This window comes from Hymenobacter piscis, assembly GCF_018760735.1.
Taxonomy (GTDB): domain Bacteria; phylum Bacteroidota; class Bacteroidia; order Cytophagales; family Hymenobacteraceae; genus Hymenobacter; species Hymenobacter piscis.
Window position 1 is genome coordinate 42,106 of sequence record NZ_JAHHZN010000019.1, and the last position, 14,571, is coordinate 56,676.

The following is a 14,571-nucleotide window of genomic DNA, read 5'->3' on the forward strand; positions in this document are numbered from 1 at the left end:
AGAATCGGTGGGAGAGTTTGGTGGGAATGGTGGGAGATGATGAGGTGCTAGTTGCCGGTTGGCATTGGCTATGGAAAAAGAATTACCACCAAGTCAGGGGGCGGATTGATAGTTCTTTTTCCCTGACAACTAAAAACCTACCGGCTGCCGAAGGCCACTTCGTTGTAGCGCAGCTCGTTTTTGAAGGTGCGCAGGCGGGTTTCATCGTCGATGATGAGGTACTCGATGCCGGCCATTTCGGCGAAGTCTTCGAGGTACTCGGCCGTGAGGTTCTGGCTGTAGCCGGTGTGGTGGGCGCCACCGGCCAGAATCCAGGCCGCAACGCCGGTTTTCAGGTCGGGCTTCACCTTCCAGAGCACGCGGGCTACGGGCAGCTTGGGCAGGTCGTGCTCGGGTGCCACGGCTTCCACCTCATTCACAATCAGGCGGAAGCGGTGCCCCAGGTCCACGATGGTGGCGTTGAGGGCCGGGCCGGCGGGGCAGTTGAACACCAGGCGGGCCGGGTCGGCTTTACCACCAATGCCTAGCGGGTGCACTTCCACCTTCACGTTGCCCTCGGAAATAGTGGGGCAGATTTCCAGCATGTGGGAGCCCAGCACCAGCTCGTTGCCGGGCTGGAAGTGGTAGGTGTAGTCTTCCATGAAGGAGTTGCCGCCGGGCAGGCCCGCGCCCATCACCTTCAGGGCGCGCACCAGGGCCGCCGTTTTCCAGTCGCCTTCCCCCCCAAAGCCGTAGCCCTCGGCCATCAGGCGTTGGGTAGCAATGCCGGGCAGCTGCACCATGCCGTGCAAATCCTCGAAGGTATCGGTGAAGCCGATGGCCTTTTTGTCCTGCAGAAACCGGCGCATGCCGGCCTCTATGCGGGCCGCGTCGCGCAGGCCTTCGCGCTGGCTGCCGCCGTCCCGCAGCGAGTCGGCCAGCTCGTATTCCTGCTCGTAGGTGGCCAGCAGGGCATTTACCTGCTCCTCGGTCACCTCATTAATCACGGCTACCAAATCGCCAATGCCGTAGGTGTTCACCTCGTAGCCAAACTGCAGCTCGGCCTGCACCTTGTCGCCCTCGGTTACGGCCACGTAGCGCATGTTGTCGCCGAAGCGCACGATGCGGCCGCCCTGCCAGTCGGCCCAGGCGCAGGCCGCGCGGGCCCAGATGCGGAGGCGCTCCTGGGCGTCGGCACTCTGCCAGTGGCCCACCACCACCTTGCGCTTCACCCGCATGCGCGACGTGATGAAGCCAAACTCCCGGTCGCCGTGCGCCGATTGGTTGGTGTTCATGAAGTCCATGTCGATGTCGGCCCAGGGAATGTCGCGGTTGAACTGGGTGTGCAGGTGGGCCAGCGGCTTCTGCAGAATCTTCAGGCCGTTGATCCACATTTTGGCCGGCGAGAAGGTGTGCATCCAGGCAATCAGGCCCACGCAGTTGGGGGTGGTATTGGCTTCCTGGATCAGCTGGTATATTTCGGCTGGTCCCGTCAGCACGGGCTTGTATACCACCTTAATGGGCAGCGCCGAGCCGAGGGCTTCGGCAATCTGCTGGGAGTGCCGGGCTACTTCCTCCAGAGTTTCGGGGCCGTAGAGGTGCTGGCTGCCGGTGATAAACCAGGCTTCGTAGTGGGAAATGTCGAGCATGGGTGAAAGGCGAATGAAACCGGGGTGGTTTTAGTTAATCGATTGTGTTAAGAGGCAAGAAGAAAGAAAACTAGCTCTGGCCGTAGTAGGAATGCGCACCGTGCTTGCGCTCGTAGTGCTTCTGAACCAGGGCTTCTTTCAGACGGGGCACGTCGGGGCGGAGGGTACAGCTGAGATAGGCCATGCGGGCTACTTCTTCCAGCACGGCGCTGTGGTACACGGCTTTTTCCACGGTTTTGCCCCAGGTGAAGGGCGCGTGGTTGCTGAGCAGTACCATCTGCACTTCCTGGGGCGAGAGCCCGCGGCGCTCAAACTCGTGGATGATTTGCCAGCCGGTCTGGTGCTCGTAGTCGCCGGCAATCATCTGGTCGTCCATGGGCGGAGCGCAGGGAATGTCCACCGTGAGGTGGTCGGCGTGGGTGGTGCCCAGAATGGGGATATCCAGCTGGGCCTGGGCCCAGGCCGTGGCGTAGGTGCTGTGCGTGTGCACAATGCCGCCGATATGCTCCCAGTGGCCGTAGAGTACGGCGTGGGTTTTGGTATCCGACGACGGCCGCTTCTCTCCTTCTACCACGTTATTCTGAAAGTCCACCACCACCATGTCCTCGGGCCGGAGCGTGGCGTAGGGTATGCCGCTGGGCTTGATGGCAAACACCCCCCGCGCCCGGTCCACCACGCTGGCGTTGCCGAAGGTGAAGAGTACCAGCCCCAGGGCCGGCAGCTGCATATTGGCCTCGTAGCAGGCCTGTTTCAACTCCTGGTACTGGCTCATGCGTGGGCGGCGGTTTCGGGTTCGGATTCTACTTCAACCGGAGCGGTGGCCTGCTCCACAAACTGCCCGAAGGTCTGGTACTGCTCGTAGCGGCGCTGGTAGTCGGCCACGCGGGCCGGGTTGGGCTGGTAGGTTTGGGCGAAGCCGTTACCCATGGCCCGCTGGGCCGCCTCCACGCTGGGGTGAATACCGGCGGCCACGGCTGCGTACATAGCCGAGCCCAGGGCCGGCGCCTGGTCCGATTCAGCCACTTTGATGGGACGGTTGAGCACGTCGGCCAGGGTCTGCATCAGGAAGCCCGATTTCTTGGCCACCCCGCCCAGCCCGATAACCTGCTGGATGGGAATGCCTTCCTGCTCGAAGCGCTCCACAATCAGGCGCGAGCCGTAGCAGATGGACTCCACCAGGGCCCGGAAAATCTGCGGGGCGTCGGTGCCCATCGTGAGGTTCATGAGGGCACCTTTCAGGGCCTGGTTGGCGTCGGGGGTGCGGCGGCCGTTCACCCAGTCCAGGGCCAGCACCTGCGAGTCGTCGGGATGCACGGCGGCGGCGGCCCGGTTCAGCTCGGCCATCATCTTGTCGCTCAGCTCCTCGCGCAGCGCCTGCTGCTGTTCCGGCGTCAGCAGGGCCGACTGCGGCAGCAAGGTGCGCAGCGGCCACTCCAGCACGCCCCGGAACCAGGCCAGCAAATCGCCCACGGCCGATTGGCCGGCTTCCAGACCCAGCATACCGGGAATTACGGAGCCATCTACCTGCCCGCAGATGCCGGGCACCAGCTTCCCTCCTACTTCGTGCATGGGTGCCACCACAATGTCGCAGGTGCTGGTGCCCATCACCTTTACCATCGAGTAGGCCTCGATTTCGCCCGCCACGGCCCCGGCGTGGGCATCGAAGGAGCCCACGGCTACCACCGTGTCGGTGGTCAGGCCCAAGCGTTGGGCCCACTCCTCGGAGAGGTGGCCGGCTACTTCGTCGGCGGTGTAGGTTTGCTCGAACAGCCGCTCGCGCAGGCCGCCCAGCCGGGGCTCCAGCAGGGTCAGGAACTCCTCGGAAGGCAGGCCGCCCCAGCTTTCGTGCCACATGGCCTTGTGGCCGGCAGCACAGCGGCTGCGCTTGCAGGTTTTCAACTCGCCGCCGGTGAGCAGCAGCGTGAGCCAGTCGCAGTGCTCCATCCAGGAGTAGGCGGCGCGGGCCACGGCCTCGTCCTCGCGCACCACGTGCATAATCTTGGCCCAGAACCACTCCGAGGAGTAGATGCCGCCCGAAAAGCGGGTGTAGTCCTCGCCGCCCCAGGTGCGGGCCTTATGGTTGATTTCGGCGGCCTCGGCCAGGGCCGTGTGGTCCTTCCAGAGCACGAACATGGCGTTCGGGTTCTCGGCAAACTCGGGCAGTAGGGCCAGGGCCACGCCCTGCTCGTTCACGGGCCCGGGCGTCGAGCCAGTGGTGTCCACGGCCAGACCCTTAATCTGGGCGGCTGGCACATGCTGGGCCACCCGGCGCACGGTGGCTTCCAGGCCCTCGATGTGGTCGAGGGGGTGCTGGCGGAACTGGTTGCGGGCGGCGTTGCAGTAGCGCTTCGTTTTCCAGCGGGCGTACGGGTGCACCGCCTGGGCTACTTCCTGGCCGGTATGGGCACTGACCAGCACGGCCCGCACGGAGTCGGAGCCGTAGTCGATGCCGATAACGTAGGCGTCAGAGGGGGTATGATTTTCCACGGGATAAGGACTTAAAATGGGAACAACGGCCGCCGATGGCCGGTCAGTAGCAGCGGCGCGGCCGACCAAAGCCGTTGCGCTTCTCCCCTACCTGCGCACGCCAAAGCGGTAGGTCGTCGTGGAGTGCAGGGTCTGGCCGGGCCGGAGCACTGTGCTCGGGAAGTTGGCCTGGTTGGGTGAGTCGGGAAAGTGCTGGGTTTCGAGGCAGAAACCGGCGTGCTTACCGTAGCGGACGCCGCTTTTGCCCGTCAGGGTGCCGTCGAGGAAGTTGCCGGTGTAGAACTGCACGCCGGGCTCGGTGGTGGTTACTTCCAGGGTGCGGCCCGAGGTGGGCTCAAACACGGTGGCGGCCAGGTGGGAGCCGGTTTCGTTGTTGAGCACCCAGTTGTGGTCGTAGCCGCCGGGCACCTGGGCAATCCGCTCTCCGATGGCGTGGGGCCCGCGGAAATCGAAGGGCGTTCCCTGCACCGGGCGCAGCTCCCCGGTCGGAATCAGGCCGTCGTCCACCACGGTGTAGCGCTCGGCCGGAATGGTTACCACGTGGGCCAGCACGTCGGGCTGCTGCCCCAGGGCCAGATTAAAGTAGGCGTGGTTGGTGAGATTGACGGGCGTGGCCTGGTCGGTGGTAGCGGAGTAGTCGATTTTAAGGGCGTCATCGGCCGTGAGCGTGTACACCACCGTCACTTGCAGGTTGCCGGGGTAGCCTTCCTCCCCGTCTTTGCTCAGGTAGGTCATCGTGAGGGTCTGGCCTTCGGCCGAAGTGCCGGGCACGGCCTCCCACAGCACTTTATCAAAGCCCATTTTACCGCCGTGCAGGGAGTTGGGCCCGTTGTTCTGGGCCAGCTTGTACTCCTGCCCCTCGAGGCTGAACCGACCCTTGGCAATGCGGTTGCCGTAGCGCCCAATCAAAGCTCCGAAGTAGGGATTGGCCTTCCGGAACTCCGGGCTCTGGTAGCCGCTCACGTTATCGAAGCCCAGTACTACGTCGCCGAGCTGGCCGGTTTTATCGGGCACGAGCAGGCTGGTGAGCGTGCCGCCGTAGGTGCTGATGGTGGCCTTCAGGCCGTGGGCATTGGCGAGGGTATGGAGCTGAACGGCGGCGCCGTCAGAAGTCTGGCCGAATGAAGCGGCGGGCATGGTTTGGGTGGAGTCAGTCATGGAGGCGACAGCGCCGGGCGTCTGGTCAGCGGAGGAAGATGGGGAGTTGCAGCCTACCAGCAGCAGCCAGCCGGCCAGGCCGGCCGCATTCCGGAACCAGAATCGGGGGCGGGAGAAATCTGTCATGAACCGGGATTGGGGGAATTGGGCGGAAGAAGCTGGAGGGCGCAGCCCCGTTTGCGGGCGTAAGTACGCACTTCAGCGTTGGGTTTGCAGGCGCGGCGGAGGGCGGGGCGGGGCCCTGCGCAAAGACGACTACGCGGTGTCGAAAGTAAAAAAAGCTTTTCAATTTACACAATCGTTTGTGTTTCATGCGCGCAAAAAAGCGTCGGAGAAGGACCAGAAAACCTCTCTCCTACGGCTCCTGACCCTTTAGATCACACTGATTTTTTGTGTAAATACTCCCTCCGGCCGCTGCACCCGCACCAGATATACCCCCGGCAGCAGGGCGACTTCTACCGTGAGCACCGGCCGCGCCGGAAATTGGCCCTGGTACACGCGCCGGCCCCGCAAATCATACACCTCCACCCGGGTGGCCCCGGCCGTTGGCAATGCCCCGAGCTCCACCGTGAATCCGCTGCGGCTGGCCGGCACCGGGTACACCCGCACGCCGGCCAGCGGCCGGGCGGCCGAGGCGGCCAGCACCGCGTTGCCGCCCAGCACCCACCGCTGACAGGGGCAGCCGTTGTAATCGAACAGGCCAAGCTGCCGGCCCGGCGCGGTGGAGGCGACGGGCACATCCACCACCCGGTTGCCAAACGACGATGCCAGCACCAAAGTGCCATCGTTGGCCCGGTCGACGACGAAGCGCTGGCAGTTCAGCCGCACGTAGGGGTCGAGCTGGAGCAGGGCGCCGTTGTCGGGGGAGCAGCCGGCCACCGAGGCGGTGAGGCCGCCCACGGCGCTGGTTAGGCGGTATTCGCCGTCGCCGAGGGCGGCAAAGTCCCAGCGCTGGCAGTCGAGGCCGGTGGGCGTGGCCTGGGCAATGGCCTGGCCCGCCGCGCCAGTGCAGCCCCGGGCTTCCCACACCAGCTTGCTGTTCTGATTCCGGATTTCATAGCGCCCGGACGTCACCCAGTCGCGGCTGACCACGGGCCAGGCGGCGGCATCCCAGGTGAGGCGGGTCAGGCCCAGCTTCGGCGCGCCGTTGTCGTCGCCGTCGTAGTAGTGGTGCGAGAAGTAAGTGGTGCCGTTTTCCTCGTAAGTGCCCGCGTGGCCGGGCCCCACGTAGCGGCCCGACACGTTGAGTACCAGTGTACCGCCCCCGTTGTTGAGGCTCACGCCGTTCTGATCCAGGTACGGACCGGTGGGCGAAGTAGAGCGGCCCACCATGATGTAGTAGGTGCTGTTGACGCCGCGGCAGCAGGACCCGCGGTTGAAAAACATATAGTAATATCCCCCATGCTTGGTCAGGTAGGCGGCCTCGGGGTCGTTGCTGACGACGGCCGCCTGGTTACCGGCGTTGAGCACCTTACCGGTGGTGGCGCTCAACTGGGTGATGCGGATGCCGCCGAAAAACGACCCGTAACTAAGCCACACTTCATCATTGGTATCCCGGAAAATGGCCGGGTCGATGGCGTTCACGTTGCTGCCGCTGTTGGTCGAAATAACCTCACCCTCATCCACCCAGTTGTAGTTGGGGCTGCTCGGGTCGAGGGTGACGTTGGTGGCCAGCCCAATGGCCGATACGTTGGAGCCGAACGTGGAGCAGGAGTAGTACAGGTAGTACTTGCCGTTCATAAATACACACTCCGGAGCCCAGAAATTCCCCTGGAACCCGGGCACTTTGGGGTTAATCCAGGCGGGGTAGCCGTTGTTGACGAACACTGGCCGCGGCCCCGGCTGCCAGTTGATCAAATCAGTGGAATACAGGCTGCCGACGCCCTGGCCGGTGGTAAATACCCAGTACTTGTTACCATCCTTCACGATAGTAGACGGGTCGTGGGCGCCCAGCACGCCCTGGAGAGCGTGGGCCCGGGGCGTCAGGCCGCCCAGCAGCACCAACACCAGCAGCAACCGGCCGATAACCCGGCCGGGGCGACGAATAAGCTCGGGGAAATACGTCATCATCAGAGTAGAAATTCGGGTGGACCCTCCCGGAGGGGCAGTAGGGTTTATTCCCCGCCGGGTTTGGCGAGAGGCGTGTTAATGGCCACCGGCACCCCAAAGTTGGGAGTTCCATCGGTGTTCCAGCTGAATTGCTGCATGCGCGGGTTGCGCCGCTCTACGCAGCCTTCGTTGGGGTTGGAGTTGGCGTGGTACAGCAGCCAGTTTTCCTGCCCATCGCGGGAGGTGAAAAAGGAGTTGTGGCCGGTGGCGTAGGCCCGGTTGGCCGGGCTGGGCGAGAATACCGGCTGGGTCGATTTCGTCCAGGACGCGGGCAGCATGGGGTCGGCGGTGCTGCCGGCCGTGAGCATGCCCAGCGAGTACTGGTCGGTGCCGCAGAAGCTGGCCGAGTACACCAGGAAGGTTTTGTTGCCGTGCTTCAGAATTTCCGGGCCCTCGTTTACGTAGGGCGGGCCCACCAGCTCCCAGCTGAACTCGGGGTGCGAGAGCTCCACCCGCGGCCCGGCCAGGGTCCAGGGGTTGCTCATCTCGGAGATGTAGAGCCTCTGAATGGCATCCTGCCCGTTGTGGCCCGACCAGATGAAGTAGCGCCGGTTGTTCTGCTCCAGGACCGTCCCGTCGATGGCCCAGAAATCGGCCGTGGGGCTGAAGATGCGGCCTTTATCCACCCAGGTGCCGGTGGTGGGGTCGGCGCTGGCGTTTTCCAGCACCCAGGTCCGCTGCAGGCCCAGGTTGGGGCCCGCCGGCCCGGCCGAGTAGTAGATATACCATTTGCCATCCAGAAAGTACAGCTCCGGGGCCCAGAGGTTGCCCGCGGCGTTGCCGCTGGCCGGCGCCTTCCAGACAACCTGACTGGCGGCCACGTTCAGCTCCGACATTTTCGCCGTTTTCCAGATGCTCAGCCGGTCGTTGAGCGTGTGCATGTAGTAGTAAAACCCGTCCTTCTGGTACACCCACGGGTCGGGCCCGGAGCTGAGCAGCGGGTTCTGGAAGGTGGGGGCCGTGGGGGTGGGCGTCAGCACCGGCGGAATGAAGGGCGCGGGCCGGGTTTTCTGGCAGGCCGCGCCGCCCAGCGTCAGCACCCCGATTAGGATCGGGTAGAGCAAACGGGAAACGAGGTTCATCAGCAGGGAAATTTTCGCGGGAGAAGCACTAAAGCCCGAAAATCAGGCGACCTGACTTCCGGGCTTTTCGGCGGGCGGCTTAGTAGCCGGGATTCTGCACCAGGCGCCGGTCAATGTCGATGTCGGTCTGCGGAATGGGCAGCAGCTTGTTGCGGGGCGCTACAAAGTTGTTGAAGTCCGCGTCGCGGGCTTTGAGCTCGTTCAGACCGGCGGGCGAGTCGAAGAGGCCGTAGCGGACCAGGTCGCCCCAGCGGCTGCCTTCCCCGGCCAGCTCCGTAATCCGCTCGTGGCGCAGCTGGGCGCGCAGGGCATCCTGACTCAGGCCGGTGGCCAGGGGCGTGAGCTGCACGCGGGCCCGCACCTGGTTGATGAGGGGCACGGCGGCGGCCGTCTGGCCCTGCTCGTTGAGGGCCTCGGCCTGCATCAGCAGCACATCGGCGTAGCGAATCAGGCGAATATTGATGCCGGAGAAAAAGTCCTCGAAGTTGCGCGTCCGGTCGTTCTGGTACTTGCGCCACAGCAGGCGGCTGGGGTTGATGTTGAGGCTGTTGGGCCCTACGCCCACGAAGTTTTTGCCGTAGAGCACCGGCGTGCCCACGGCGCTGAACAAGGTGGCGTCGCGGCGCGGGTCCACGTCGCCGGCCAGGGTTTTGTCATCGAACTCCTCGAACAGCCAGCGGCGAACTTCCACGTCGGTAAAGCCCACGCCGGGAGGGCCGAAAAACTGCGCCCGCTCGTTACCCTCGGCGGCGCCCACGAAGTCCTGCCCGAAGGTTTTGTTTACGCCCGAAAACTGGATTTCGTAAATGGATTCGCTGTTGTTCTCATTAGACTCGGTGAAGTTATCGGCGTAGTTGGCCACCAAGGAATACTGGCCCGAGCTGATGACTTCGGCAAACTGAGCCGAGGCGTCGGACCACTTACGCAGCTGCATGTACGCCTTGCCCATGAGAGCCGTGGCGGCCCCACGGGTGGCGCGGCCCTTGTTGGCGGCATCGTAGGAAAGCGGCAGGTCGACCTTGGCCTTTTCCAGGTCGCTGATAATCTGGGCGTATACCTGCTCCTGGGTCGCCTGCGGGGCGCGGGTATTGGCATCGGCCTGCTCCAGCACCAGCGGAATGTTGCCGAATAGCAGGCCCAGGTCGTAGTAGCATGAGGAGCGCAGGAACAGGGCCTCGGCCAGAATCTGCTTTTTCAGTGTTTCGTCCATGCTGATGCCCGGCACGTTGGCCAGCACCTGGTTGGCCCGGTACACCATGCGGTACAGGTCGTTCCACATAAAGGCCGAGCGCCCATCGGTAGTGCTCACCTGCCGGAACACCAGGTACTGGTTCAGGCCCGGGTCGGGCGTACTGGTGAACGATTCGTCGGTGCGGCCGGTGGTGGCAAAGTGCCAGTAGAGGCTGTAGGTCGAGAAAATCTGCTGGCTCGAGTACACAGCCAGCACGCCGCGGTTGGCGTCATCCTGGGTTTTCCAGAACTGGTTGCTGCTCGGCACGTTGGGGTTCACCTGGTCCAGCAGGTCCTTATCGCAGCCGGTGCTCAGTAGCAGCAGGGAGGCCAGGGCGGCGCGGGAAAATCGGGAAATAGTCATGGGAATTGCGTCGAAAGAGGAGGAGGTACGGCGGCGGTGAAAGCGCTAGAAATTCACTTGCAGCCCGCCCGTGATGGTGCGCACGTTGGGGTAGGTGCCGTTATCAATGCCCCGGCCGAACACGCCCACGCCGGGCGTTTCCGGATCGAAGCCGGTGTATTTGGTGAACGTGACCAGGTTGCGGCCAGTCACGTACACACGCACCGTGCCCAGGCCCTGCACTTTGCTGAGCAGGCCGGCCGGCAGGGTGTAGCCCAGCTGCACATTTTTCAGGCGCAGGTAGCTGCCGTCTTCCACCCAGCGGGTGCTGGCGACTTCGAAGTTTTTCACGGCCTCGGCACCCCCGCCGTACACCAGCCGCGGCGTGGTCGTCGAAGGGTTATCGGGCGTCCAGGGTTGCAGGTCGCGGCGGAAGTTGGTGTCGCCGTTCAGGCCATCCACGGCCGTGCGGGTCACGTTCAGCACGTCGTTGCCCGTAACGCCCTGCCAGAATACGCTCAGGTCGAATCCTTTGTAGGTGGCCGTCAGGTTCAGGCCGCCCTGCAGCGTGGGGAAGGGGCTGCCCACGTACTTCCGGTCGCCGGAGTAGGTAATGGCGCCGTCCCCGTTTACGTCCTCGAACTTCACGTCGCCGGGCTTGGCCAGGGGCTGAATCACCTTGCCATCGGCACTTCTGTAGTTCTGAATTTCAGCATCGCTCTGGAAAATGCCGATCATGTTCAGCACGTAGAGCCGGCTGATGGGCTGGCCCACCTCGGTGCGGGTGGCCCCGAAGTCGCCCGGAATGACGGGCTGGATGTCGGAGAGCTTGCGCACCTCATTGCGCGTGGTGGTCAGCGTCAGGTCGGCCCCGAAGGTGAAGGCCGATTTGCCGGTGTGATAGCCCAGGGCCAGTTCCAGCCCCTTGTTCTGAATCTCGCCCAGGTTGGTGAAGGGCTGCGCGAAGCCGGCCGTGCCCAGGTAGCCCGGCAGCGGCGGACTCACCAGCGCATCCTTGGTGGTCGAAATGTAGTAGTCGGCCGACAGGGTCACGCGGCTGTCGAGCACGGCCAGGTCGAGGCCAAAGTTGGTGGTATAACGCGACTCCCAGCGGATATCCCTGCTTTCCAGGCCCGTCTGGATAGCGCCCGGCTGCAACACCTGGCCGCCACCCAGGGGGTAGAAAATGGTGGGATTGATGACGGGCTGGTACAGGTAGGAGCCCGGCAGCAGGTCGTTGCCGTTTACGCCGTAGCTGGCCCGCAGCTTGAGGCTGTTCACCATCGGCAGCGCATTCTTGAAGAAATCTTCCTCGCTGATGCGCCAGCCCACCGAGCCGGCCCCGAAGTTGGCGTAGCGCCGCGAGGCATCGAAGCGCGAGGAACCGTCGCGCCGGAAACTTCCGGTAATCAGGTAGCGGTTGCGGAAGTCGTAGTTAACCTGGCTGAAATAGGAACGCTTGGTGTAGTTATCGAGGCCCCCGCCCACGGTGGGTGGCGTGGCCGTGTTCGTTCCCTGACTCAGCACAAAAAAGTACCGCGGCACCGACGAGTAACCCGTGGCGTTGGCCGTAGCGTTACTCACGTGGGTTTGCTGCTCGGAGTAGCCCAGCACCGCAGTGATGTTGTGGTCGCCGAGCTGCTTGGTCAGGTTGAGCGTGTTTTCCACCAGCGTAAACACCGAATTGCCCCGGTTCTCAAACAGGTAGGTGGTGTTAGGGCTCGATTCGCCTAGGCGGATATAGCCTTCCCGCCGCGCGTTCTTGTCGTTATAGTCCTGCGCCTCAATGCCCAGGTTGAGGCGGTAGGACAGGAAATCGAACAGGCGAAACTCCCCCGTGACATTGCCCTGCAAGAGGTTGTTTTTCTGGGTGCGGTTCAGAATCTGCTGGGCCCCGATGGGGTTCACCGAGTAGTTGAACAGGTTGGCGCTGCCGTAGCCGTAGCCCCCGAAGTTGTTAGGGTCGTACACCGGAATACCCGGCAGCTCCGCCAGCACATCCACAAACGGCACCTCATTAAGGAGTGTGGTATTGATATGGGTCAGCAGAGCACTCTGCCCGATTTTGAGACGCCCCCGGGTCATGCCCGAGTTCAGGCGCACGTTGTAGCGCTCAAACGAAGGGCCCTTCACGATACCGTCCTGGCGGAAGTACCCCCCCGAAATCAGGAAGTTGGTGGCGCTTTTGCCGCTGTTGCTGCCCCCCGAGAAGGTCAGGTTGTAGTCTTCAATTTTGCCGGTCTGAAAAAACTCCTTCTGCCAGTCGGTATCGATGGCGTCGGAGTAGGCGGCCGTGCCCTTCACCGCGCCCGGCATGCGCACGGTCGGGTCGAGGTCGGCGTTGCGGTAGGCCACCGCGGCCCGGTCGGCCCATTCGCTGTGGTTGGTCAGATCGAAGGTGCGGTATACGCTTTCCACGCCCTTGTAGCCGTTGAAGCTGATTTTCGGCTCGCCCGCCTGCCCGCGCTTGGTAGTAATCAGAATTACGCCGTTGGCCCCGCGGGAACCGTATACGGCCGTCGAGGAAGCATCCTTAAGCACCGTGGCCGACTCAATATCGGTGGGACTCAGGTTACGGATGTTGTCCGACCAGAGCCCGTCAATCACATACAGCGGATTGCTTCCCGATCCGGTCGTCCCGACGCCTCGAATGACGATATTCGGCACGGCCCCGGGGTTACCCGCGCCTTCGATCTGCACGCCCGCCACCCGGCCCTGAATGGCCTGTACCACCGTGGGCACCGGCACTTTGGTGGCCTCCTGGGTATCTATACTGCTCACGGCGCTGGTCAGGTTCTGACGATCCTGTTGCAGGTAGCCCACCACCATTACCTCACTCAGTGCGTTGGTATCTTCAAGCAGCGTAATGCGCAACGCCGTTGTGGCCGCCAGCACCACGGCCTCCTGGCGCACGTAGCCCACGTAGCTGAAAACCAACGTACTGCCCTCCGGCACGTTCAGCAGAAAAGTGCCATCGGAAGTAGTGGAAGTTCCGATTGAGGTGCCTTTGGCTACCACCGTTACGCCGGGCAGGGCTTCCCCTTTGGCATCCAGCACCCGACCGGAAATGGTAATGTCGGCCAGTCGTTCGAAACTGGGGCGGGTGGTGGTGGACACCGCCGAGGAGTGAGCCAGGGCCGCCTGCAGGGGCAGGCAACAAAACAGCGCCGGCAGGGTCAGCCGGGGCATTTTGGGTACAGACTTTTTCATAAGTCAGGATGTGTGGGAATTAGTGGGGTTTACACAATCGTTTGTGTGTTAATTTAAACACACAAACGATTGTGTAATAATTCAAAAAAAAAGGGCTTATCCCGGGAGCGTTTGGTGGCGTAACCCTGCAAGGCGTGCCGGATTCCGGCTTTAGCCCGAAGGCTGGCAGGAAACGGAGGGTAAGGTTGCTAAAATTGTGCTTAATACCAAATAAATATTTGTCTGCCGGGTTAGTGTCCACTGCCTCACTACCCTCTGCCGAAGCTGCTTACGCCGCCAGTCAACCGCGCGAAGGCGGGCGCAAAAGCGGGCCTTTCGGCTCAGTCAGCCAAGCTGGGCCACCGGGGGGCGTTGCGAGCATGCTTCACTGCGGTCGGAGTTCCCGCTACGGCCGCCGCCTGATAAAGCGCGGGGCCAGCCATACCTTTTGCCCTCCCTCCTACTCCTGTTTCTGACCTTTCGACCTCTTATCACATGGCTATAGTAATGAGAGCATAAAAAGTGTGGGGCAGCGGGTTTTTAGAGAAGCCGCGCTTCGCTCCGTTTTCCCCTTGAGCTAGTCATAAGATGCGGTTACTCCACACTTTGTGATGCTCTCCGAATTTGTAGCGGCTCTTGGTCTTTTCGTCTTTGCTCATGGCGATGCCCAGGTGCCAGTTGCCGTACTCTTCAATCTCGGGGTCTTCCAAACAGGCATGTTCTTCCGCCGGCTCGGGGTTGTGCAGGCCCCAATCCACTTGTTCGTTGATAGGGGTGCCCTGCTGAATGAGGCGCGTGGCATACAATAACGGCGTGGGGGACATGTGCCAACTCACCGAGTGCCTGACGGAAAACAAGTACGACGGCTCCCACGAGCAGGTAGCCAAGCCCATTCTGCGCTACTCGGCTAACCCTGGCCTGGACGCGGTCAACTACTAAGAGCTGGTGCTCTTCAGCTTCCTGACCGGCAACGCCGACATGCACCTGAAAAATTTCTCCCTGCTGCAGACGCCCGGCCTGGGCTACGGCTTGGCCCCGGCCTACGCCCTGGTGGCCATGGCTCTGGTGAACCCCGCCGATACCGAGGCGCTGGCCCTCACGCTCAACGGCAGAAAGAAGCGGCTGCGGCAGGCGGACTTTCGGCAGGCCGCCGGGCGGGCCGGCAATGACGACAAGGTGATTACGGGCATGCTCACGCGCCTGGCCCGGGCCCGGCCGGCCTGGGAGTCGTTCATTGCCCGGAGCTTTCTGCCCGCGGACCTGCAGGAGCAGTTCCACGCCCTGCTGGCGCAGCGGTTTGCGCAACTGGACCTGGGATAGGAGCCGGGTGGCCCTTACCAGTGAT

11 protein-coding genes are annotated in these 14,571 nt (G+C 63.0%); 2 read left to right on the top strand and 9 right to left on the bottom strand.

Going from position 1 to position 14,571, the window contains the following annotated elements; translation table 11 throughout:
- Positions 1–137: 137 nt before the first annotated feature.
- The 9 genes from araA to KLP40_RS16865 form a co-directional block, all read right to left on the bottom strand.
- Entirely contained in the window at positions 138–1,628 is a 1,491-nt protein-coding gene (araA, locus tag KLP40_RS16825) for an L-arabinose isomerase (RefSeq protein WP_215594991.1), read from the bottom strand.
- 70 nt (positions 1,629–1,698) lie between these two features.
- A complete protein-coding gene (locus KLP40_RS16830) occupies positions 1,699–2,400 on the bottom strand; it encodes an L-ribulose-5-phosphate 4-epimerase (protein ID WP_215594992.1) in 702 nt (233 codons plus the stop codon).
- On the bottom strand, positions 2,397–4,115 hold the full coding sequence (locus KLP40_RS16835) for a ribulokinase (RefSeq protein WP_215594993.1): 1,719 nt from the start codon (positions 4,113–4,115) through the stop codon (positions 2,397–2,399). The genes KLP40_RS16830 and KLP40_RS16835 overlap by 4 nt, the downstream gene beginning before the upstream one ends.
- Positions 4,116–4,202: 87 nt before the next feature.
- Positions 4,203–5,399 carry an aldose epimerase family protein gene (locus KLP40_RS16840; protein ID WP_246558951.1) on the bottom strand — a complete coding sequence of 399 codons (1,197 nt, stop codon included), beginning with the start codon at positions 5,397–5,399 and terminating at the stop codon, positions 4,203–4,205.
- Between the two features lie 246 nt (positions 5,400–5,645).
- Positions 5,646–7,343 (bottom strand): family 43 glycosylhydrolase, encoded by a 1,698-nt coding sequence (locus KLP40_RS16845; protein ID WP_215594994.1) that lies wholly within the window; start codon positions 7,341–7,343, stop codon positions 5,646–5,648.
- 44 nt (positions 7,344–7,387) lie between these two features.
- Positions 7,388–8,464, bottom strand: coding sequence for a glycoside hydrolase family 43 protein (locus KLP40_RS16850; RefSeq protein ID WP_215594995.1), 1,077 nt, complete (start codon positions 8,462–8,464; stop codon positions 7,388–7,390).
- A 79-nt stretch (positions 8,465–8,543) separates the two neighbouring features.
- On the bottom strand, positions 8,544–10,058 hold the full coding sequence (locus KLP40_RS16855) for a RagB/SusD family nutrient uptake outer membrane protein (protein WP_215594996.1): 1,515 nt from the start codon (positions 10,056–10,058) through the stop codon (positions 8,544–8,546).
- A 45-nt stretch (positions 10,059–10,103) separates the two neighbouring features.
- Positions 10,104–13,247 (bottom strand): SusC/RagA family TonB-linked outer membrane protein, encoded by a 3,144-nt coding sequence (locus KLP40_RS16860; RefSeq protein WP_215594997.1) that lies wholly within the window; start codon positions 13,245–13,247, stop codon positions 10,104–10,106.
- 560 nt (positions 13,248–13,807) lie between these two features.
- The gene (locus KLP40_RS16865; protein ID WP_215595025.1) at positions 13,808–14,050 is read right to left on the bottom strand and encodes a hypothetical protein; all 243 of its coding nucleotides are present in this window, start codon (positions 14,048–14,050) and stop codon (positions 13,808–13,810) included.
- Between KLP40_RS16865 and KLP40_RS21285 the strand changes: the two genes are divergently transcribed.
- Together KLP40_RS21285 and KLP40_RS21290 are read left to right on the top strand one after the other, a co-directional pair.
- Positions 14,049–14,165 carry a HipA domain-containing protein gene (locus tag KLP40_RS21285; RefSeq protein ID WP_246558952.1) on the top strand — a complete coding sequence of 39 codons (117 nt, stop codon included), beginning with the start codon at positions 14,049–14,051 and terminating at the stop codon, positions 14,163–14,165. The genes KLP40_RS16865 and KLP40_RS21285 overlap by 2 nt on opposite strands.
- Before the next feature lie 6 nt (positions 14,166–14,171).
- Complete coding sequence (locus KLP40_RS21290; RefSeq protein ID WP_317196786.1) at positions 14,172–14,546, top strand: HipA domain-containing protein; 375 nt, start codon at positions 14,172–14,174, stop codon at positions 14,544–14,546.
- The last annotated feature ends 25 nt before the right edge of the window (positions 14,547–14,571 follow it).

Excerpts from the sequence above, each read along its gene's own strand:
- KLP40_RS16865 (WP_215595025.1), bottom strand. The coding sequence starts at position 14,050 with ATGTCCCCCACGCCGTTATTGTATGCCACGCGCCTCATTCAGCAGGGC.
- KLP40_RS16840 (WP_246558951.1), bottom strand. The coding sequence starts at position 5,399 with ATGACAGATTTCTCCCGCCCCCGATTCTGGTTCCGGAATGCGGCCGGC.
- KLP40_RS16860 (WP_215594997.1), bottom strand. The coding sequence starts at position 13,247 with ATGAAAAAGTCTGTACCCAAAATGCCCCGGCTGACCCTGCCGGCGCTG.
- KLP40_RS16845 (WP_215594994.1), bottom strand. The coding sequence starts at position 7,343 with ATGATGACGTATTTCCCCGAGCTTATTCGTCGCCCCGGCCGGGTTATC.
- KLP40_RS16855 (WP_215594996.1), bottom strand. The coding sequence starts at position 10,058 with ATGACTATTTCCCGATTTTCCCGCGCCGCCCTGGCCTCCCTGCTGCTA.
- KLP40_RS21285 (WP_246558952.1), top strand. The coding sequence starts at position 14,049 with ATGTGCCAACTCACCGAGTGCCTGACGGAAAACAAGTACGACGGCTCC.
- KLP40_RS16850 (WP_215594995.1), bottom strand. The coding sequence starts at position 8,464 with ATGAACCTCGTTTCCCGTTTGCTCTACCCGATCCTAATCGGGGTGCTG.
- KLP40_RS16830 (WP_215594992.1), bottom strand. The coding sequence starts at position 2,400 with ATGAGCCAGTACCAGGAGTTGAAACAGGCCTGCTACGAGGCCAATATG.
- araA (WP_215594991.1), bottom strand. The coding sequence starts at position 1,628 with ATGCTCGACATTTCCCACTACGAAGCCTGGTTTATCACCGGCAGCCAG.